The sequence below is a fragment of the Brevibacterium moorei genome (assembly GCF_024580735.1).
In the GTDB taxonomy this organism is placed as follows: Bacteria; Actinomycetota; Actinomycetes; order Actinomycetales; family Brevibacteriaceae; genus Brevibacterium; species Brevibacterium moorei.
The window spans coordinates 200913-221606 of record NZ_JANIJX010000001.1; the positions used below are offsets into that span (position 1 = coordinate 200913).

General features: G+C 67.7%; 19 protein-coding genes. 8 read left to right on the top strand and 11 right to left on the bottom strand.

All coding sequences use genetic code 11. From position 1 onward, the window contains the following. Positions 1-9: 9 nt before the first annotated feature. Positions 10-1386, bottom strand: a complete 1377-nt coding sequence (locus NQ034_RS00945) for a glycine--tRNA ligase (protein WP_257046510.1) — start codon at positions 1384-1386, stop codon at positions 10-12. 336 nt (positions 1387-1722) lie between these two features. Here NQ034_RS00945 and NQ034_RS00950 point away from each other — a divergent pair, with 336 nt between their 5' ends. Beyond that, complete coding sequence (locus NQ034_RS00950; RefSeq protein ID WP_257046511.1) at positions 1723-3630, top strand: DEAD/DEAH box helicase; 1908 nt, start codon at positions 1723-1725, stop codon at positions 3628-3630. A 23-nt stretch (positions 3631-3653) separates the two neighbouring features. Further along, complete coding sequence (locus tag NQ034_RS00955) at positions 3654-4235, top strand: LURP-one-related/scramblase family protein (RefSeq protein WP_257046512.1); 582 nt, start codon at positions 3654-3656, stop codon at positions 4233-4235. Positions 4236-4238: 3 nt separating this feature from the next. Here NQ034_RS00955 and NQ034_RS00960 read toward each other — a convergent pair whose 3' ends face one another. The 4 genes from NQ034_RS00960 to NQ034_RS00975 form a co-directional block, all read right to left on the bottom strand. Then, on the bottom strand, positions 4239-5024 hold the full coding sequence (locus NQ034_RS00960; protein ID WP_257046513.1) for an isoprenyl transferase: 786 nt from the start codon (positions 5022-5024) through the stop codon (positions 4239-4241). Next, complete coding sequence (gene recO, locus NQ034_RS00965; protein WP_257046651.1) at positions 5021-5821, bottom strand: DNA repair protein RecO; 801 nt, start codon at positions 5819-5821, stop codon at positions 5021-5023. Before recO ends, NQ034_RS00960 begins: the two co-directional genes overlap by 4 nt. Positions 5822-5904: 83 nt before the next feature. Next, positions 5905-7674: a 2-isopropylmalate synthase gene (gene leuA, locus NQ034_RS00970; RefSeq protein ID WP_257046514.1), complete on the bottom strand. Its 1770-nt coding sequence runs from the start codon at positions 7672-7674 to the stop codon at positions 5905-5907. Between the two features lie 214 nt (positions 7675-7888). After that, positions 7889-8800 (bottom strand): hypothetical protein, encoded by a 912-nt coding sequence (locus NQ034_RS00975; protein ID WP_257046515.1) that lies wholly within the window; start codon positions 8798-8800, stop codon positions 7889-7891. 84 nt (positions 8801-8884) lie between these two features. Here NQ034_RS00975 and NQ034_RS00980 point away from each other — a divergent pair, with 84 nt between their 5' ends. Then, positions 8885-9694 (top strand): L,D-transpeptidase family protein, encoded by an 810-nt coding sequence (locus tag NQ034_RS00980; protein ID WP_257046516.1) that lies wholly within the window; start codon positions 8885-8887, stop codon positions 9692-9694. Between the two features lie 20 nt (positions 9695-9714). Continuing rightward, a complete protein-coding gene (locus tag NQ034_RS00985; protein ID WP_257046517.1) occupies positions 9715-10488 on the top strand; it encodes a dihydrofolate reductase family protein in 774 nt (257 codons plus the stop codon). Here NQ034_RS00985 and NQ034_RS00990 read toward each other — a convergent pair. After that, the gene (locus NQ034_RS00990; protein ID WP_257046518.1) at positions 10485-11678 is read right to left on the bottom strand and encodes an alpha/beta hydrolase; all 1194 of its coding nucleotides are present in this window, start codon (positions 11676-11678) and stop codon (positions 10485-10487) included. The genes NQ034_RS00985 and NQ034_RS00990 overlap by 4 nt on opposite strands. A 144-nt stretch (positions 11679-11822) precedes the next feature. Here NQ034_RS00990 and msrB point away from each other — a divergent pair, with 144 nt between their 5' ends. Next, positions 11823-12278, top strand: a complete 456-nt coding sequence (gene msrB, locus NQ034_RS00995; protein WP_257046519.1) for a peptide-methionine (R)-S-oxide reductase MsrB — start codon at positions 11823-11825, stop codon at positions 12276-12278. Then, positions 12275-12850 (top strand): GNAT family N-acetyltransferase, encoded by a 576-nt coding sequence (locus NQ034_RS01000; protein WP_257046520.1) that lies wholly within the window; start codon positions 12275-12277, stop codon positions 12848-12850. Before msrB ends, NQ034_RS01000 begins: the two co-directional genes overlap by 4 nt. Before the next feature lie 100 nt (positions 12851-12950). Here NQ034_RS01000 and hemQ read toward each other — a convergent pair whose 3' ends face one another. From hemQ to NQ034_RS01020, 4 genes are all read right to left on the bottom strand, one after another. Then, positions 12951-13661 carry a hydrogen peroxide-dependent heme synthase gene (gene hemQ / locus NQ034_RS01005; protein ID WP_257046521.1) on the bottom strand — a complete coding sequence of 237 codons (711 nt, stop codon included), beginning with the start codon at positions 13659-13661 and terminating at the stop codon, positions 12951-12953. A 52-nt stretch (positions 13662-13713) separates the two neighbouring features. Next, complete coding sequence (gene hemG, locus NQ034_RS01010; RefSeq protein ID WP_257046522.1) at positions 13714-15141, bottom strand: protoporphyrinogen oxidase; 1428 nt, start codon at positions 15139-15141, stop codon at positions 13714-13716. Next, positions 15138-16193 (bottom strand): uroporphyrinogen decarboxylase, encoded by a 1056-nt coding sequence (hemE, locus tag NQ034_RS01015; RefSeq protein WP_257046523.1) that lies wholly within the window; start codon positions 16191-16193, stop codon positions 15138-15140. Before hemE ends, hemG begins: the two co-directional genes overlap by 4 nt. Before the next feature lie 79 nt (positions 16194-16272). Continuing rightward, positions 16273-16767, bottom strand: coding sequence for a flavin reductase family protein (locus tag NQ034_RS01020; RefSeq protein ID WP_257046524.1), 495 nt, complete (start codon positions 16765-16767; stop codon positions 16273-16275). A 155-nt stretch (positions 16768-16922) separates the two neighbouring features. Between NQ034_RS01020 and NQ034_RS01025 the strand changes: the two genes are divergently transcribed. Both NQ034_RS01025 and NQ034_RS01030 read left to right on the top strand, forming a co-directional pair. Then, on the top strand, positions 16923-17516 hold the full coding sequence (locus NQ034_RS01025) for a DUF3000 family protein (protein WP_257046525.1): 594 nt from the start codon (positions 16923-16925) through the stop codon (positions 17514-17516). Continuing rightward, positions 17513-18712: an HRDC domain-containing protein gene (locus NQ034_RS01030; protein WP_257046526.1), complete on the top strand. Its 1200-nt coding sequence runs from the start codon at positions 17513-17515 to the stop codon at positions 18710-18712. Before NQ034_RS01025 ends, NQ034_RS01030 begins: the two co-directional genes overlap by 4 nt. Positions 18713-18725: 13 nt before the next feature. Here the strand turns inward: NQ034_RS01030 and dxs are convergent, their stop codons facing one another. Beyond that, positions 18726-20624, bottom strand: a complete 1899-nt coding sequence (gene dxs / locus NQ034_RS01035; protein ID WP_257046652.1) for a 1-deoxy-D-xylulose-5-phosphate synthase — start codon at positions 20622-20624, stop codon at positions 18726-18728. Positions 20625-20694 lie beyond the last annotated feature (70 nt).

The window sequence follows — 20694 nt, forward strand, 5'->3', positions numbered from 1 at the left end:
GGCGCCCGCTCAGCAGCCCAGGCCGGCTGCCAGATATGCCTCGACACGGTCCAGGGGAACGCGCTCCTGACTCATATCATCGCGCTTGCGAATCGTCACAGCCGCATCGTCGAGCGAATCGAAGTCGAAGGTGATGCAGTACGGGGTGCCGATCTCATCTTGCCGGCGGTACCGGCGGCCAATCGCGCCCGCGTCGTCGAAGTCGACGTTCCAGCGCCGGCGCAGGCGCGCGGCCAGCTCCTTGGCCTGCGGGGAGAGCCTCTCATTACGCGACAGCGGCAACACCGCGGCCTTGACGGGAGCCAGGCGCGGATCGAGTTTGAGCAGCACACGCTTGTCGACGCCGCCCTTGGTGTTCGGCGCCTCGTCCTCCGTGTAGGCGTCGACGAGGAAGGCCATCATCGAACGGGTCAGGCCGAAGGAGGGCTCGATCACGTACGGGGTGTAGCGCTCATTGGCCTGCTGGTCGAAGTACTGCAGCTTGGCACCGGAGGCCTGGGAGTGATTGTTCAGATCGAAGTCGGTCCGGTTGGCCACACCCATCAGCTCACCCCAGGAGTTGCCCTGGAATCCGAAATCGTATTCGATGTCGATGGTGCCAGCCGAATAATGGGCGCGGTCCTCCTTCGGAACGTCGAAACGGCGCATGTGCTCCGGGTCGATGCCCAGATCCACGAACCACGCCCAGCAGGCCTCGACCCATTCCTTGAAGTACTGCTCGGCCTCATCGGGCTTGGTGAAGAACTCGATCTCCATCTGCTCGAATTCGCGGGTGCGGAAGATGAAGTTACCCGGGGTGATCTCATTGCGGAACGCCTTGCCGATCTGGCCGATGCCGAACGGGGGCTTCTTCCGGGCCGAGGTGACCACGTTGTTGAAGTTCACGAAGATGCCCTGGGCGGTCTCCGGACGCAGGTAGGCCAGGCCGGACCCGTCGTCGACGGCGCCCAGGAAGGTCTTCATCAGGCCGGAGAACTGCTGAGGTTCGGTCCAGGCGCCGGGCTGGCCGGTCTCCGGATCATTGATGTCGGCCAGACCGTTGACCGGCGGATGACCGTGCTTGGCCTCATAGGCCTCGAGCAGGTGGTCGGCGCGGTAGCGCTTGTGGGTGTGCAGGGATTCGACCAGCGGATCGACGAAGGTCTCGACGTGCCCGGAGGCCTGCCACACCTCCTTGGGCAGAATGACCGAGGAGTCCAGGCCGACCATATCGGCGCGCCCGCGCACGAAGGTCTGCCACCAGTTCGCCTTGATGTTCTCCTTGAGCTCGACGCCCAATGGGCCGTAGTCCCACGCGGACCGGGAACCGCCGTAGATCTCCCCCGCCTGGAAGACGAAGCCACGCCGCTTCGCCAGGGTGATGACGGAATCCAACTTCGATGCCACGAATTTCTCCTCATGTCACGCTGCGGCCTGGCTGGCCGCACGCAGGTTCTCCCCAAGCCTACCGAAGAACCCACTGTGAGTTAGAACGCCCCCGAACGGGGCCCATCGGCGCAGGGCCCCGTGTAGACTTATCGGAGCACCCAAACCTATCCCGGGAACCCCGTCGTTTCGAAGCCGTCGCCCCTTGCGCGACCGGATCATCCGGCTGTTCCGATATAAAGGCCCCTTGTGCGTTGATGAGTGCACGCCGGCCTGTAGGTGATTTAAGGTCGGTCGCCAATCCAGTTCACTGCGACCAAGTGTGTGATGCGTTCAACGCCTGACGAAGGGTTCTTCATGAACACCACGGAAACAGCCGCGCCCGAAATCCCGGACACCGCGGAAACCACCACCCCCGAGGCCGGCACCCGGTTCGCCGATTTCGACCTGGCCGCGCCCATTCAGCGCGCGGTCGAGGACCTCGGGTACGAAACCCCCTCCGCGATCCAGGAGGAGACGATTCCGCTGCTGCTCGACGGCCGCGACGTCATCGGCCTGGCACAGACCGGCACCGGCAAGACCGCCGCGTTCGCTCTGCCCCTGCTGTCCGACTTGGCCAAGCAGGGTCCCTCGCCCGAGGGTCCGCGCGGCCTGATCCTGGCCCCCACCCGTGAGCTCGCACTCCAGGTGGCTGAGGCCCTGACCAGCTTCGCGAACCATCTGGCCGATTTCTCGGTCCTGCCGATCTACGGTGGTCAGTCCTACGGCCCGCAGCTGGCGGGCCTCAAGCGCGGCGCCCAGGTCGTCGTCGGCACACCCGGCCGTGTCATCGACCACCTGAAGAAGGGATCCCTGCGTTTGGGCGCCCTGCGCCACCTGGTGCTCGACGAGGCCGATGAGATGCTCAAGATGGGCTTCCAGGAGGACATCGAGGAGATCTTCGACCAGAAGCCCGAGGACACCCAGGTCGCGCTGTTCTCCGCCACGATGCCCCGCTCGATCCACCGGATCGCAGGGCAGTACCTCAACGATCCCGCCGAGGTCAGGGTCAAGTCGAAGACGACGACCGGGGCGAACATCCGCCAGCGCTACCTGACGGTGATGCACAGCCACAAGCTCGACGCCCTGACCCGGATCCTCGAGGTCGAGGAATACGACGGCATCATCATGTTCGTGCGCACCAAGCAGGAGACCGAGGAGCTGGCTGAGAAACTGCGCGCCAGGGGCTTCCGAGCCTCGGCCATCAACGGCGACATCCCCCAGCAGGCCCGTGAGCGCACCGTCGAGCAACTGCGCGACGGCAAGATCGACATCCTCGTCGCAACCGACGTCGCAGCCCGTGGCCTCGACGTGGAGCGAATCTCGCTGGTCGTGAACTACGACGTGCCCCACGACACCGAATCCTATGTTCACCGGATCGGCCGGACCGGCCGCGCCGGGCGCTCCGGCGAGGCGATCCTGTTCGTCACCCCGCGTGAGGATCGGATGTTGCGCCAGATCGAGAAGGCCACCAGGCAGAAGGTCGAACCGTTGGTCCTGCCGACGGTCGAAGAACTGACCAACACCCGCGTCGAGAAGTTCAAGACCCGGATCAACGACGCCCTGACCACTCAGGATCTCACCGAGGTGCGCCCCGTGATCGAGGCCTTCGAGCGCGAACACGATGTGGACGCTCGGGAGATCGCCGCTGCACTGGCCGTGCTGGTGCTCGACGGGGAGAAGCTCACCGCCGAACCTCTGCCGGAACCGCGCGGACGCAAGGACCGTGACCGCGGCGGCGAGCGGGGCGGCCGTGACCGCGGGCCGCGGCCCGGCATGCGGACCTACCGGATCGCGGTGGGCCGCAACGACCGGGTCTCCCCCGGGGCGATCGTCGGCGCGATCGCCAATGAGGGAGGACTGGGCTCCGGCCAGATCGGCCACATCGACATCCGCTCGAACCACACACTGGTCGATCTGCCCGAGGACCTGGGCCAGAACGTGTTCGACCGGCTGGAGAACACCCGCATCCAGAACCGCCGGATCGACCTGCGGGTGGACGCGGGCCGCCCGGGCCGCCCGTTCAAGAAGCGCACGGGCGATCGCGGACCCGGTGAGGGCCGCTCGTTCAAGAGCGACCGGGGCGAGCGGGACTTCCGCCGCGACGACCGTGGCGGTTACGACCGTGGCTCACGCGGCTACGACCGCGGTGGTCGCGGCAACCGGGACTTCCAGGGCGGCAAGCGCGATGGCGGCGGTTTTAAGAAGAACGGCCGCAAGTACTGAGTCCGGTCTGACACAATGAGGCCATGACCTCACCAGACGGCCCACCCGCACGACCCCTGCTGCAGCAGAACACACTTGTGATGCAGCAGGTCACGGGGTTCATGAGCAATGATTTCGGCATTGTGAATCCCCAGGGCGTGCAGGTGGGCCGTGTGCACACCATCGGGTCCGGTGCCAAGCGCTTCTTCATGGGCTCCCGCGAATTCCAGCTGTTCGACGCCGACGGTGGCTATCTGTTGGGCATCAAGGATCTCGTCACCTTCGGCCGCGACCGCTGGGAACTGCGCGACACCGCAGGCGCTCCCCTGGCCGATATCGTGCGTCGGTTCACCTTCTTCATGAAGAAGATCGATGTGCAGGTCGTAGACGGCCCCCTACTGCAGGTGCAGGCCGCCGATATCTTCGACTTCGGCTTCGGTATCACTGCGGATGGGGTGGAGATCGCCCGGACCTCTCGACAATGGGCGGGCGTGGGCAATACCCTGCTGGGCCGCGACCGCTATGTGTTGAACTTCCGGCCCGATGTCCGCCCGCGCGACCGGGTGGCCATCATCGGCGCGATGATCGCCCTTGACCTGATGAGGCAGAAGGACCAGTCGAGCTGAGTCTCAGGCTTTCCCCGGCCTGTCCACTGCGGCGCCGAACCGGCGGTCGCGCCTGGCGTACTCCTCGATCGCCGCCCACAGCGTGCGCCGGTCGACATCGGGCCAGAGCACGTCCTGGAAGACCATTTCAGCATAGGCCGACTGCCACAGCAGGAAGTTCGATGTGCGCTGTTCCCCCGAGGACCGCAGGAACAGGTCCACATCCGGGACCTCGGGGGCATACAGGCGGGCGGCCACGGAGCGGTCGGTGATCTTGCCCGGTTTCAGCCTGCCAGCGGCGACGTCGGCGGCGATCGCGTTGACGGCGTCGACGATCTCCGAACGTCCTCCGTAGTTCACGCAGAATTGCAGAGTCAGGCCGGTATTGTGCTTGGTCGTCTCCTGTGCATATTCCAGTTCCCTGATCACCGAGGACCACAGTCGGCCCCGCCGGCCGGCCCAGACGATGCGCACACCCAGTTCGTTGAGCTCGTCCCGGCGCCGGTGGATGACATCGCGGTTGAAGCCCATGAGGAAACGGACCTCTTCGGGTGAGCGCTTCCAGTTCTCCGTGGAGAAGGCATAGGCGGACAGGTAGTCGACGCCGATCTCGATGGCGCCGTGGATGACGTCGAGCAGGCTCGCCTCGCCGGCCCTGTGGCCCTCGGTTCTGGGCAGCCCCCGGTCATTGGCCCAGCGGCCGTTGCCGTCCATCACAACGGCCACATGACGCGGCACGAACTTCGCGGGGATGCGCGGGGGCCGGGCTCCGGAGGGATGGGGTGGTGGGGCCGGATAGGATTTCTTCACCCGGCCAGTGTATCCGTCCGACTCGCAGCCAGGTCGAGGATGTCCCGGCCCACCCTGCTGCGCCCCTGTTCCAGCAACCCCAGGGAGCGCACATGGCGTTCCAGATGCCACTGCACATGCGCCGAGACGACACGGGATCCCTGCACGGCTGTGCCCATATCGGAGCCGTCCGCAGTGGCCCAGTCACCTGCCAGCAGCGCGCCGAGGTGGACCAGCACATCGGAACCCGGCAGCAGCACTCCGTGCTGCGCGCCGGCCCGGCAGTCCGGACACAGGGCACCGCCGGCCGCCGGGGAGAAAGCGCGGTGGGGCCCTGGCGCCCCGCAGACGGCACAGTCGATGAGGCTGGGGGCCCAACCGGCGATCGCCACGGCCCGCAACAGGTAGGCGTCCAGGGACAGCCGGGGGGCGTGTTCACCCTTGCACAGGGAGCGCACCGCCGATACCGCCAACAGGTACTGGTTGCGGGGACGCGGTTCCGTCTCCGTGAGTCGCAGTGCCGTCTCCGCGAGCACACAGGCCGCCTGGTAGGTGTCGTAATCGGCCACGATGGCACGGCCGAAGGGCTCGATCAGCTCGACCTGGGTGACGGTATCGAGGTTGCGGCCGATATGGCACTGTAGGTCCACGAGCATAAAGGGCTCGAGGCGCGAACCGAACCGGCTCTTCGTCTTGCGCACGCCCTTGGCCACGGCCCGTACGAGGCCGTGGTCGCGGGTCAGCACGCTGACGATGCGGTCGGCCTCCCCCAGTTTCTGTGTGGTCAGGACGAGGCCGGTATCCCTGTAGTACTTCATCATGGGACATTATCCTCCCCCGCACTGACATGGGGCTGCACACCGTGGTGTGCAGCCCCATGTCAGTGCGGGTCCGGGAGGCTTCAGGCCCCTTCGCGTTCCGCGCGGTTGACCGCGGAGATGATGGCCTTCAGCGAGGCCTTCGTGGTGTTCTCGTGGATCCCGGCGCCCCACAGCACCCGGTCGCCCACGGCCAGTTCGATATAGGCCGCGCCCTGGGTGTCGGCGCCGGTACCCACCGCGTGTTCGGTGTAGTCCTGCAGGCGGATGTCCAGGTCGAAGTTGTCGTTGAGGATGTTGACCATCGCGCTGATCGGACCGGTGCCACGGCCCTCGAAGGTGCGTTCCTGCCCGTCGACGAGCATGTCGACCTGCAGGATCTCCCGATTCCTACCCGATTCGGTGTCGTCCTCGTGCGTCGATTCGGTGCGCAGCGCCAGCGCCCTGAACCTGCCCCAGCGGTTGTCCTGCTCGTCCGCGGGCAGGTATTCGTCGCTGAACAGCTTCCACAGGGCCGGGGCTGTGACCTCGCCGCCGGATTCCGTATGGCCCTGGACCACCTTGGAGAATTCCACCTGCATGCGCCGTGGCATGTCCAGGCCGAACTCGCTGTGCATCAGATAGGTCACGCCACCCTTGCCGGACTGCGAATTGACACGGATGATCGCCTCGTAGCTGCGCCCCAAGTCCTTCGGGTCCACCGGCAGATAGGGCATATCCCATTCCATCTCGGCGATCGGGATACCGGCTGCGGCCGCACGCGCCTCACGGTCGGCGAATGCTTTGTTGATCGCGTCCTGGTGCGAACCGGAGAACGAGGTGAAGACCAGATCACCGCCGTAGGGGTGGCGTTCATGGACCCCGATCTGGTTGCAGTATTCGACGGTGTGGATGACCTCGTTGATATCGCTGAAGTCCAGTTCCGGGTCGACTCCCTGCGTGTACAGGTTCATCGCGACCGTCACCAGGTCCAGATTGCCCGTGCGCTCACCGTTGCCGAACAGGCAGCCTTCGACGCGATCGGCGCCTGCCATCATGCCCAGCTCCGCAGCGGCGACCCCTGTCCCGCGGTCATTGTGCGGGTGCAGCGAGACCGCCACATCGTCGCGGTAGGGCATATTGCGGCAGAACCACTCGACATGGTCGGCATAGGTGTTCGGGGTGCCGCGCTCAACGGTGGCCGGCAGGTTGACGACGGTCTCGCGACCGGCGGTCGGCTGCCACATGTCCAGCACATTGCCCACGACGTCGAGCGCGAACTCCGGTTCCGTATCGACCCAGATCTCCGGGGAGTACTGGTAGCCGAAGTTCGCATCCGACAGCAGGGATTCCGCGTGCTTCATCACGGCCTGGGTTCCGCGCAGTGCGATGTCGCGGGTCTGATCGTAACCGTCCCCGTCGAAGCCGAAGACCACCTTGCGGAACACGGGTGCGGTGGCGTTGTACATGTGGACGGTGGGGTTCTTGGCGCCCACCAGGGATTCCACCGTGCGCTCGATCAGGTCTTCGCGGGCTTGGGTCAGCACCGAGATGCGGACATCGTCGGGGATCGCGTCCTCTTCGATGATCTGGCGGACGAAGTCGAAATCGGGCTGGCTGGCGGCGGGGAATCCGACCTCGATCTCCTTGAATCCCAGCTTGACCAGCAGATCGAACATCTTGCGCTTGCGTTCGGTCGTCATGGGATCGATGAGCGCCTGATTACCGTCGCGCAGGTCGGTCGACAGCCAGCGTGGGGCCTTGTTCAGTCGCTTGTCCGGCCAGGTGCGATCGTGCATGTCCAGCTGAATCCGGTCGAAGTACGACTTGTACTTCTTGAAGGGCATGGGGCTGGGCTTCTGTAAATCGACCACGGGATGACTCCTTAGAAATCCTTGGAAAATGTCTGGCGACCCCATTGGGGGCCGGAAGCGACCGGCAGCGCAGACTCCGCGGTGAGGATCCGGCCTCTTTCAGGCCTCACCGCGGCAACTAAGGAGGAGCATGCCCCGAAATGTCATACTCCAACCGTAGACCCGCCCGACACCGATCGACAATCCGTGTCACATTGTGGGAAAACGTCCGGCCTCAGCGCTTCCAGCCGATCCCGGCCTGGGCCACCGAGAATCCCCTGCCCGATTCGGTGGCGTAGCAGGAGACACCCGTCTGCGAGGAGGTGCACTTCATCCCGGATTTCGTGATCGAGTCGTCATAGCCGAGTTCGGATCCGCCCGAGGGCATGGAGGTGTCGTGGCAGTTGAATCCGACCTCGGCGTCGGTGGCGACGAGCACTTTGCCGTAGTTGGCGGCCTGGCACTGTTCGGGCGCTTCATCCGGGGTGAACTGCACGGTGTTGATCAGACAGCGGGCGTAGGAATCCCCGATCTCGCAGGTGATGTTCCCGCTGGGAGAGTGGAAACTCGTCAGGTCCGCCGGCTTGTCGACGTCCTGCCCCTCGTCCGGCGCACCGAGGCCGCCCTCATCGGACTGCCCCGCGTTCTCGTCGTCACCGGCTGCCGGGGCCTGCGCGCTGGGGGCGGTGCCCGCGGAATCCGAACCGCGGGCAGAGCCCAGGGAGTCGACTGCGATGAAACCGACGACGCCGAGCACCACCACAGCGGCCAGGGCGATCAGGGCGATTGCGAAACCGGGCAGCCGCCTCTTCTGCGGTCCACCGGAGCCACCGGTCGGCGTACCACCACCCGGCGGCACCGGGCCGCCGGGCCCCGCCGGCTGAGCCGGTGCGGGATACTGCGGGCCGGGCCACTGTCCCTCGGGCTGCTGTGGGGGCCGTTGGGGTACCTCGTAGCGGGCTGCGGGCACAGCATCCGCCCACCCGGGACGGCCCTGCGATCCCACTGCGGGCTCCGCCGGATCCGTCCGGGGCAGCGCCTGTGTCGGTTCCCCGGCCGCGGCCGGAGAATTGAAGTTCAGGTACCCCGACTGCTGTCCCGAGTCCTGGGGCTGCGATGGACGGGGGGAATTGGGCGCTTGACTCATATGGGTCATTCTACCGAGTCCTCCGGCTCGCCCGATGATACCGTCAGTGCCCCGGCCCGACCCGGTCCATGACAAAATGGGGTCATGAGGTTCAAGCACGTGCACACATTCTCCGGAGTAGCACTGGCCGCGTGCGTCCTCGCGGGCGCCACCGCCGTGTCGGGTCCGGCCGCCGCAGCCGATCTCGCCGCACCCACCGTCCGCTCCCCCGACGACCTGCCGGCGCCCCAGGTGCGCAGGGCGACTCCCCTTCCGAAGGCATCCCCCAGCGCCGAGGAGCGCTCACAAGCGGGCTCGGCCACTCCGGCGCTGCCAGGAGTCGGCCCGCAGCATATGGCGGACCTACCGGCGGACACCACCCAGGTCCTGATCGCCTCGACCCCCAAAACGGGCGACGACGACGCCCGGATCGCCTTCTACACCCTGGACGACGGCCGTTGGAGGGAAGAACGGTCATTCAAGGGGCACAATGCGGTCAAGGGCTGGACAGACACGAGCAAGAAGCGGGAGGGTGACCTGCGGACTCCAGCTGGGGTGTTCGCGTTGACCGATGCCGGCGGCTACCTGCCCGACCCCGGGACGAAGATGCCCTATACCCGGGACCGCAGCCTGAAGAACGGGGCGGCCGGCGCCTACGGACCGCGCTATGCCAATGTCTTCGACTATGTGCTGGCCATCAACTACAACCGCAAGACCGGAGTCTCGCCGAACGAAAAGACCCGACCCCAGGGGTGGGACAAGGGCGGCGGCATCTGGTTGCACCTGGACCACGACGACGGCACCCACGGCTGTGTGACACTCAAACGGGCCGATCTCAAGTGGGTCCTGCGCCAGCTCGATCCGCAGGCTTCACCCCAGATCATCATGGGCGCCGCCCCGGACATCGCGAAATGAGCGCCGCCGCTCCTCTGCATATGTTGTTCGACGCCACCGGGCACCTCCCCGCCGGCGCCATCCCGCCGGCCGTCGGCGAACCACTGCTCAGCGGGCTCTACGACTCCGGCGCCTTCGGCGAACACACGCCGGGCCTCCGGGTGCAGGCGAATATGGTCGCGACCGTCGACGGACGCATCTCCGGCGCCGACGGCCTTTCCGGCACCATTTCCACGCCGGCGGATAAGCGGGTCTTCTCCGTACTCCGGGCCCTGGCCTCGGCAGTGGTGGTGGGCGCCGGCACAGTGCGCGCCGAACGCTATACCCGACTCAGCGCCAAGCCCGCCTTCGCAGCGGCCAGGGCGGGCCGCGGGCAGGAACCGTGCCCCACTCTGGTCATCGTCTCCGACTCCGGGCGCGTCGACATCGACCGGCTCGATTCGGCCGGGACCTCCCCCGTCATCGTGCACACGGGACCCACCGCGACTACGGGGATCCTGCGGGACCTGCGCGCGGCCTTCGGGGACGACCACGTCATCTCCCACACCTGCCCCGTGGAACCGGCACAGGTCCTGGCTGATCTGCGCGAGCGCGGTCTGACCCGCGTCCTGACCGAGGGAGGGCCGGGCCTGCTGGGCCAGTGGGTGGCCCAGCGCGCTGTCGACGAACTGTGCCTGACAGTCTCCCCTCTGCTGCTCGGGGCTCCCGCCCAGAGCATCCTGGGCGATACCCGACTGCCCCGAGCGGTACCCACGGTGCCGCGGTCCCTCATCGGCGACGCCGCAGGTCTGATCTGCCGCTTCGGACTGGACTAGAGGACCCGGGTCTCCAAGAAGTTCGCGACATCGTCGTTCCAGCGCTCGGGATCGACGTTGTACTCCTTGGTGTGCCTGGCTCCTGCGTAGGAGGGCATGGTGACCAGGTCGGACCGCACCCGGGCCAGCGCGTGCGAGGGCCCCGACGGCACGAACTCGTCGTCATCGGAATGGATCAGCAGGACCTCTTTGTCCAGTTCCCTGGCCCGCTTGACCCAGTCCAGGCGGTCCAGGTTCACCGGGGTGTCCAGGCCGGTGATCCGACGCGCCCAGGGGCGGGTGATCATCGCCAGGGTCAAGCGGGCGATGGGCGTGGGCAGGAAGTTCTCCTTCGCCTGGTGGTCGAGCACGTCGTACCAGTCGACGACCGGACCGTCCAGAATCAGCGCCGCGATGTCCTCGCGGTGGGCACCACGGGCGGCGGCCTGGAACACGATGGCCCCGCCCATCGACCAGCCGATCAGCACAACGCGCTTGGCCCCGTTGTCCAGGGCATAGGCGATCGCGGCATCGACGTCGCGCCACTCGGTGTCGCCGAGTCCGTAGCGCTGTCCCGTGCCCGTGCGCAGCTCCGCGTCATTGCGATACGACATCGCCAGGGCGGGGATGCCCAGCTGATCGAGCACGGGTGCCGCGCGCAGCCCCTCGGCTCTGGTGCCACCGCGCCCGTGGACGAGGATCGCCCAGGTGTCGCGCGGTTCCCCGGCGTTGGTGGGCAGGTACCAGGTCGGCAGGACACCCGCATCGCTTTCGATCTGCACTTCGGCGTAGGGCAGGTCGAGCACATCGGGGTGGGAGTACACGGTGCCGCTCATCCGGCCCCACCTGGCGCTGCGCAGGTCGCCCGAGTCGATGCCGAGCACGCGCCGCGAAACGGTCCGGGAGACGGGATCGTATTCCTCGATCGCGCCGATCCTGGCATGGCCGTGGCCGGCGTCGAAGAACAGCCCGTACACACCGGGCGCCAGGGTCTCCTCTGTCGCCGAGAGCTGCACCCGCATATCGTCACCCAGACCGGAGACGTGGAGGATCTCCACTTTCTCCGGCGCCAGTTCGGGGATGACGATCCGGCGGGCGAAATAGGCCGCCAGGCCCGATGAGGCAATGGACACCACCGCAGCGGCCCCTGCACCCAGCCCGAGGGCCAACAGCCCGGTCCGCACGATCCCGGTCTTCACGCTCGTTGCCATAACCCGCTTCCCTCTCCTCGTGCCTCTATCGTATCCATCGGAACCGGGCCCCGACAGCAGGCGCGACCGGTACGCTGGGGAATTGCGCCACCGCATGTGGTGTTGGACTCAGCGGCACACCGATTTCGAATAGGAAGTGGACTCATGGACAAGCAGGCCGGCACACCGGCGGACACCCGCAGCGAGGTGCAGTGGCAGCAGATACTCGCTCCGGACGAATACGCGGTGCTGCGCCAGGGAGCGACCGAACGGCCGTACACCGGCCAGTACACCGAGGTCTTCACCCGTGGCACCTACCGGTGCAGGGCCTGTGATGCCGCACTGTTCTCATCCGATACGAAGTTCCCCGCCCACTGCGGCTGGCCCGCGTTCTTCGCGCCCCTGGCCCGCGAGACGGTCGTCTACATCCGCGATGAGTCCATGGGCATGGAACGCGTCGAGGTGCGCTGTGCGAACTGCGGGTCACACCTGGGACACGTCTTCCATGGCGAGGGCTACGGCACGCCGACCGATGACCGTTACTGCATCAACTCGATCAGCCTGGTGCTCGACGAGGCGACCGGCCCGGCCGCCGCCACACCACCGGAGGACGAAGAATGACGACTGAGCCCGCAACCGAATCCGCCGCCGGCGTCGCGGCCTCCGCCCAACACCTGATCACCCGGGCCTTCCCCGAGCTCACCGGCACCGAGCTCTACGGGCTGCTGCAGCTGCGCAGCCAGGTCTTCGTCGTCGAACAGGACTGCGTCTTCCTGGACCTGGACGGCGTGGATATGCTGCCTGACACCATCCACGCGTTCATCCCGGCACCCGCCTTCGGCCTACCCGAGGTCCGGCCGATGGTCGATTCGCACGGCGCGCCGGCCGGCCTGTGCGCGATGCCGGCCGCCTATGCCCGCGTCCTGCCGGCGGGTTTCATCGACGGTCCGGCCGGCGAACCCGCCTCGCGCAGTATCGGACGGGTCGTGACCGATCCGGGCATCCGCGGCAAGCGCCTGGGCTCGACGCTGATGCGCTCCCTGGTGGCCCGGTTCGGACCCGAGACCGTGCTGACACTCAACGGGCAGTCCCATCTGCGGGGGTTCTACGAAACCTTCGGTTTCACGGTCTCCGGTGACGAGTTCATCGAGGACGGCATCCCGCATCTGCCGATGCGCAGGCCCCGCGGCTGAACCGGCTCCTCCACGCCGAACAGCGCCGCCGCACCCCTTATCGGGGTGCGGCGGCGCTGTTGTTGCTGGGCCGAAACCGCCGGAGTCTGCTGCGGGCGGCTCAGCGCCAACCGGTGACGATGTCCTCGAGCGGCTTGAGGGGACCGGTGAAGAACGGGATCTCCTCGCGGACGTGGCGGCGGGCCTCGGTGGCCCGCAGATCGCGCATCAGATCGACGATGCGGTCCAGGCTCTCGGCCTCGAAGGCCAGCAGCCATTCGTAGTCGCCCAGGCCGAAGCTGGCGATGGTGTTGGCCTTGATGTCCTTGTAGCCGGCTGCCGCGATTCCGTGGTCGCGCAGCATGGTGCTGCGTTCGGCGGGATCCAGCAGGTACCAGTCGTAGGAGCGTACGAACGGGTAGACGCACAGGTACGGATTGGGTTCCGGGTCCGTCAGGAAGGCCGGGACGTGGGACTTGTTGAACTCCGCGGGCCGGTGCATGCCGACGACCGACCACACGGGTTCGAGCACGGCGCCCAGATCGGACTTGCGGAGAATGGAGTTGGCCTCCTGGAGCAGTTCGACACTGGGGGCGTGCCACCAGATCATGAGGTCGGCGTCTGCCCTGGTGACGGACACATCATAGGTGCCGCGGACCACCAGTCCGCGCTCGGCCAGCGCGTCGAGTCCGTTCCTGACTTCGGCGACCAGGGCTGCGCGGTCGGCGTCGCCGATCTCCCCGACAGCCTGGAAGACGGTGTAGGCGACATAGCGGATGTCGGTGTTGGCCTGCTCGATCTGTTCGGGCGTCGGGGCCTTGAAATCGGCCATGGGGTGTTCCTTTCCTCGTCGGATTGCAATGAAGTCGATGTGGAGCGGGGCCTCAGGCGCTCAGCCGGGCGGCCTCGGTGGTGGCGCGCTTGATGCAGGCCGGGATGCCGACCCCGTCGAAGGCCGAGCCGACCAGTCCCAGGCCGGGGATGCCGGCCAGGTCAGCGTCGAGTTCCGCTATGCGTTCCAGATGTCCGGGCAGATACTGTGGCAGGGCCTGGTTCCAGCGTTGGACGCCGGCGTGGACCAGTTCGTCGTGGCGCCCAGTGATCCGCGACCAGTCGGCCACTGCGCGGTCGATCAGTTCCGCATCGGACAGCTCGGACCAGGCCGAGGCCGGATCGCCGTAGCGCCCGATGCTCATCCGCACCACCGCCAGCCCCTCGGGCAGGGAATCGCGCAGCCACGGCCACTTGTTCGAGGCGAAGGTCGAGGCCTTGATGAAGGCCGGTTCCGCCGGCGGCACCAGGAAGCCCGAACCCGTCAGTTCCCCGTCCAGGCACAGCACCGTGTTCACCAGTGCCGAATTCGCATAGGGGATGGCGCCGAGCCTGCCCGCGATGCGTTCGGCCGCCGGTTCGTCCATGGCCCGCAGCAGCCCGGCCGCCGCATAGGCCGGCACCGCCAGGACCAGGTTGGCTGCGCTCATGGGGTGCCCGCCTGCCGTCGTCACGGACCAGCCGTTCTCACTCCGGGCGATCTGTTCGACCTCAGTGGCGGTCAGCAGTTCGACTCCGGCGCCGCGCAGCCGGGTCGCCAGGGCGTCCACGAGTCCGTTGATACCACCCGGCAGGCTCATGAAGGTCGGTGGGGCGTCGGCGGTCTGGGTGCCGGGAACGTTTGCGCCGCGGGTCGCGGTGCGCCGGGCCAGGGTCTGCCTGACCGTCTCAAGGACTCCGGCGCCGGTATTGGCAGCCGGCAGCAGGGCGGGCACGGTGGCGGCCATGGACAGGTCGCGGCAGCGGCCGGAGTACACGCCGCCGAGCAACGGATCGATGAGTTTATCGACGACCGCATCGCCCAGGCGGGCGGCGAGGAACTCTCCGACGGCCACGTCGCCTGCCACCGGATCGGTGAGCTGTTCGTGGGCCACGCGCTCGATTTCGGGCTCGCTGAGGATCCCGTGCAGCGACTGCGGATCGCCCGGCACCCCCATCAGAGTGCCGGCCGGCATCTCATGCAGACGCCCTCCGACGAACAGCTGTGAGTGCTGGGACCGGTCCGGATAGACCGGTTCCAGATCCAGCTCCGCGGCCAGGGCGCGGGTTTCCGGGCGGACGTAGAGGCTGGCCTCGGCGCCCACATCGGCGCCGAGTCCGGCGTAGCCGCCCAGCTCATCGCGCTTGAGGCAGCCGCCCAGTCGAACACGCCGTTCGATGACGCGGATGCGGGCGGACGGCTGGGCCGTGTGCAGGCGCCAGGCGGTGACGAGTCCGGAGATCCCCGCGCCGACGATGATGAAATCGGCGGGCGCGCTCATGCGGCCTCCCCCGCCCTGCGGGCTGCGATGAGTTCCGCGCTGACCCGATGGACCTCGTCGACGATGAGGCCCGGCACTGCCGGATCGGTGTTCGGCAGGACGCCGTGGCCCAGATTGAACACGTGGCCGCCGTGGTCCAGGCCGGCCTTGACGATATCGGCGATGCGCGGGCGCAGCACTTCCCAGGGAGCGAACAGCAGAGCGGGGTCGAGGTTGCCCTGCAGCGCCTGGCCCGGCTGCACACGCGCAGATGCGTCGGCCAGCCGGACCCGGAAGTCCACGCCCATGACATCGGAGCCCGCCCGCGACATCGGTTCGAGCAGTTCGCCGGTCTGCACGCCGAAGTGGAAGCCGGGGACGTCGTAGGGCCGCAGGGCCTCGAAAACCGCGGTGGAGTGCTCGAGCACGGAGCCGATGTAGTCGTCGGGTCCCAGGTAGCCCGCCCAGGAGTCGAACAGCTGGAAGGCGGAGGCCCCCGCGGCCAGCTGCACCCCGATGAAAGTCGCGGAATAGCCGGCCAGGCGTTCCAGGATGTCGTGGAACAGGGCCGGATCGCCCAGCATCATCGCCTTGGTCTTCTCGTGGTTCTTGCTCGGCCCGCCCTCGATCAGGTAGCTGGCGACCGTGAACGGCGCACCGGCGAAACCGATCAGCGGGGTCTCGCCCAGTTCTGCTGTGATCCGGGTGACGGACTCGGTGATGTCCGCGAAGTGTTCGGCGCTCAGCTCCGGCAGCCGGTCCAGATCGGCCCGCGAGCGCACGGGGTGGTCGATGACGGGCCCGACGCCCGGTTTGATCTCGACGCCCACCCCCGCGGCCTGCAGGGGCACGACGATATCGGAGAAGAAGATGGCCGCGTCCACGCCGTGCCGACGGACCGGCTGGAGGGTGATCTCGGTGACGAGGTCCGGGGTCCGGCAGGCCTCGAGCATTGCATTGCCGCGGCGCAGCTCGCGGTATTCGGGCAGGGACCGGCCGGCCTGGCGCATGAACCAGACCGGGGTGAAGTCGACGTCCTGGGAACGTGCGGCGCGCACAAGAGTGGAAACCATATGCCCTATCGTCTCAAATCCGGTTGCCCGCCGCGGACGGTATCGCGGTGTGACCTTGAAGATCTCATCCGGCGGATGGTCAGCCGATCACGTGTTCGGCGTCCAGGGTGTAGAAACCACGGTCCATATAGACCAATGGGTCCCCTGCCGCGTCGACGACGACGTCCTCGACACGGGCGACGATGCACGTCGAGTTCCCGATCGCGACCTTCTCGAACGGCGTACAGCGCAGTGCGGCGTGCACCCCGGACAGGACCGGCTCGCCCGTCGGCAGGGTGCTCCAGCCCTGCTCCGTGGTGAACCGCGGAGCGCCCGGCTTGGCGAAGGACTGGGCGATGGGCAGTTGGTCTGCTCCCAGCAGGTTGACCACGAAGCTGTCCGCGGCCAGGATCTTCGAGGCCGAGCCCCGGCTGGTGCTCAGGGAGAACAGCAGAGCAGGCGGATTGACGGAAACGCTGGCGACCGAGGACACCGTCAGTCCGGCGGGTCCGTCCGGGCCCGCCGCAGAGATCACCGCGACCCCCGCCGGGTGGTGTCCGAATGCGTGCTTGAATGCCGCGGGCTCAACTGCCATGGTTCTTCCTTCCGTAGATCTTCGAAGACAACACGTCTCGACATCAACATATTCCCACCCCGCCGCCCCGGCGGGCGTGTGAGTCATATGACGCCACACCGTGCGGTCGGCGAGCCGGACGCACGGGGTCCGCGGCCAGGTCTTACAGTTGCAGAGTGGACCAACCCATGCAGCTGAGAAGAATCCCGGAGCCGTTCGAGCGCGCTCATCGGGCTCTGGCACAGGCCGGCAGCGCCGGCCCGGTGACCCTCGAGGAGGTTTCCGCACCCGGCGGGCTGGCCCCCTGGGCGGCAGCGCTGAGTGCCCGCGTATCCGGCGGGGCCGTTCCGGCTGTCATCGGCACGGGCCGGATGGCCCTGCTCTACGATGCCTCGGCCCCCCGTGAGTGGGGCGGCGAATTCCGGATCGTGACCTACATCCGGTCCGAACTCGAGCCCGAGATGGCAGAGGAGGTCCTGTTGGGCCCAGTCGCCTGGTCCTGGCTGACCGAGGCGTTGAACCGACACCACGCCACCGTCGAGCGCGTGGGCGGGCAGACCACCCGGGTGCTCGCCGAGAGCTTCGGCATCCTGGCCGAAAGACCCGACACCCGCGATCTCGAACTGCGCGCGTCCTGGACTCCCATCCTCGCCGCCCCGGAGGACGTCGCGGACCACATCGACGCCTGGCTCGACCTGCTCTGCACGGTCGCAGGCCTTCCACCACTACCCGAGGGCGTCAGCGCCTTCCCAGGGAGCAACCGCCCATGAGCAACCCCCAGTCCGACGATTCGCTTGAGGCCCTGCCGCTGCTGGCCGAACCCGAGGCCGGCGTACCCGAGGTCGTCGACACGCCCGCTGCACTCGCCACCGCCGTCGCGGCTCTGCGGTCCGGGTCCGGCCCCGTGGGCCTCGATGCGGAGCGCGCCTCGGGGATCCGCTACGGCCAGCGCGCCTTCCTGATCCAGCTCAAACGCGCTGGCGCGGGCATCGTGCTCGTCGACCCAGAGGCCCTGCCGGATCTGCGCGAGGTCTCCCGTGCCCTGGATGGGGTCGAATGGATCCTGCACGCCGCCACCCAGGATCTGCCGTGCCTGGCCGAGCGCGGAATGCACCCCGATGCGCTCTTCGACACCGAACTGGCCGCCCAGCTGCTGAACTTCGAGCGGATCGGGTTGGCCAGCGTGGTCGGTGGCCTGCTGGGCGTGCGCCTGGCCAAGGAGCATTCGGCCGTGGACTGGTCCCACCGGCCCCTGCCGCACGACTGGCTGGCCTATGCAGCTCTCGATGTTGAGCTACTGCCCCAGCTCGAGGAGCTGCTGTGGCAGCGGCTGCGCGCTGCGGGCAAGGACGGCTTCGCCGTCCAGGAGTTCGCCCATCTCAAGACCTTCGAACCGAAGGTCTACGCCGAGCCCTGGCGCCGGGTGCACGGTCTGGGTGCGCTGAAGTCGCGCAGACAACTGGGCCGGGTGCGCGCGATGTGGGCGCTGCGCGACGATTTGGCCGAGGACCGCGATGTGGCACCGGGGCGGGTGGTGCCCGATAAGAAGCTCGTGGCCATCGCCGCAGGCCATGTCCGTTCCCCCTCCGACATCCTGCACCTACCGGGCAAGGGCCCGACTCCCGCGGATGCCAGGGAGTTCTACTCCGTGCTCAAGGCCGCCGATAAACTGCCCGAGTCCTCCATGCCGGGTCGCAAGGCCGATGCCAAGGCCGGGCCCCGGGTCGACAAGGACCTGGTCAAGGCCCGGCTCGAGGCGCTGCGGGCCTCTCTGGGGCACGTCGCGGCGGAGCTCGACATGCCCAGGGAAATCGTCCTGGCGCCCAAGATCCTCAAGGAGCTGGCAGGCCTGCCGAGCATCGGCGATGGGGCCTTCATCGCCGATTTCCTGGCCGCGCATGCCGCCAGGCCCTGGCAGATCGAGTACGCAGCGGACCCGCTGGCGAGGGCATTGGCGAACCTCTAGTCGGCACCGGGCTTCAGTCGGTGCCGGCCAGGTGGCCGGTGATCCGGCGCACCATGGTCTCGACGTCGAGGCCGGCCAGCTCGAGGATCTCCTCACGGGTGCCGTGCGGGAGGAATTCGTGCGGCACCCCGAGTTCGAGCACCCCCGTGCGGTGCTCCTCATCGCGCAGGTCCTGGCGCACCTGTGTGCCGATGCCGCCTAGTTTGACCCCATCCTCGATCACCACGACCAAACGGTGTGCGGCCCCATCTGCCACGACCGGGGCCGGGACGGGCAGAACCCAGCGGGGGTCGACCACACTGGCCCCGATTCCGGCTTCCGCCAGCCGGGCGTGCACGGCCAGCGCCCGGTCGGCCAGGGCGCCGACGGACACGATGTAGACATCGGCGGCCAGGCCGGCGGGGACCTCGGCCAGGGTGTCGACGCCACAGGCGTCGCGGTGCAGCGCGACGATCTCCCGACCGACAGTGCCCTTGGCGAAGCGCACGATGGACGGCCCGTCCTCGATGGTCACCGCCTCGTTCAGTTCCTCCCGCAGGCGTTCGGCGTCGCGCGGGGCGGCCAGGCGCAGGCCTGGCACGATCCGGGCCAGCGCCATGTCCCACACGCCGTGGTGGCTGGCCCCGTCCGGGCCGGTGATCCCCGCCCGGTCGAGCACGATGGTCACTGCCTGCCGGTGCAGGGCCACGTCCATCAGCAGCTGGTCGAAGGCGCGGTTGAGGAACGTCGCGTAGACGGCCACGACCGGGTGCAGGCCGCCGTAGGCAAGGCCTGCGGCAGAGGCCACCGCGTGCTGTTCGGCGATGCCGACGTCGAATACCCGCTCGGGGAACTCGGTGGCGAAGGGGCGCAGCCCGACCGGGTCCAGCATCGCCGCGGTGATCGCCACGATATCCTCGCGGCGCCGGGCGATCTCGAGGATCTCCTGGCCGAACACCTGGGTGTAGGAGGTGCCGGTGCTGGGCTGGGCCCGGCCGGTTACCGGGTCGATCACGCCCACCGAGTGGAACTGATCGGCCTCATCGGCCACGGCCGGGCCGTAGCCGTGGCCCTTCTCGGTCAGTGCGTGCACGATGACGGGCCCCTGGGTGTAGCCCTTGGCCCGCTCCAGCGCCTTCTCCAGGGCGAACTGGTCGTGGCCGTCGATCGGCCCCATGTACTTGATGCCCAGGTCCGCGAACATCCCGGCCTCGGGGGCGGAGAACATGTCCTTGAGTCCGCGCTTCATCCCGTGCATCGCGGTATAGGCGGCGCGTCCGGGGATTCCCGAATGGTGCAGCGCCTCCTTACCCCAGTCCAGTAGCTGTTCATAGGCGTTCGAGGTGCGCAGCGCGTCGAGGTGTTCGGCGAAGCCACCGACGGTGGGCGAATAGGAGCGACCGTTGTCGTTGACGACGATGATCAGACGCCGGGCGGGTACCGATTTATCCGCTGCGATCGTGTTCAGCGCTTCCCAGGCCATACCCCCTGTCAATGCCCCGTCACCGATCACCACGACGACGTAGCGCTCGGACTCCCCGCGCAATTGGTGGGCCTTCGCGATCCCGTCGGCCCAGGACAGCGCGGCCGAGGCGTGCGAGTGCTCGAGCACATCGTGGTCGCTTTCGGCACGGCTGGGGTAGCCGGAGAGCCCGCCGAATTGTCGCAGGGTCTCGAAGCGCTCAGCCCGGCCGGTCAGCAGCTTGTGGACGTAGGCCTGGTGGCCCACGTCGAACAGCAGGGTGTCCCGCGGTGAGTCGAAGGTGCGGTGCAGGGCCAGGGTGAGTTCCACGACCCCGAGGTTGGGGCCCAGGTGCCCGCCGGTGCGTGCGACGGTGTCGACCAGCACGTCGCGGATCTCCTTGGCCAGTACCTCGCATTCGGCCGGGTCCAGGCGTTTGAGGTCCTGTGGAGAGGCGATATCGGAAAGAATGGGCGGCCTCCTTGCACGGTCACGACCCGCCGAATACGAGCCGCGTCCATCCTATCCTCGTCCTGCCAGG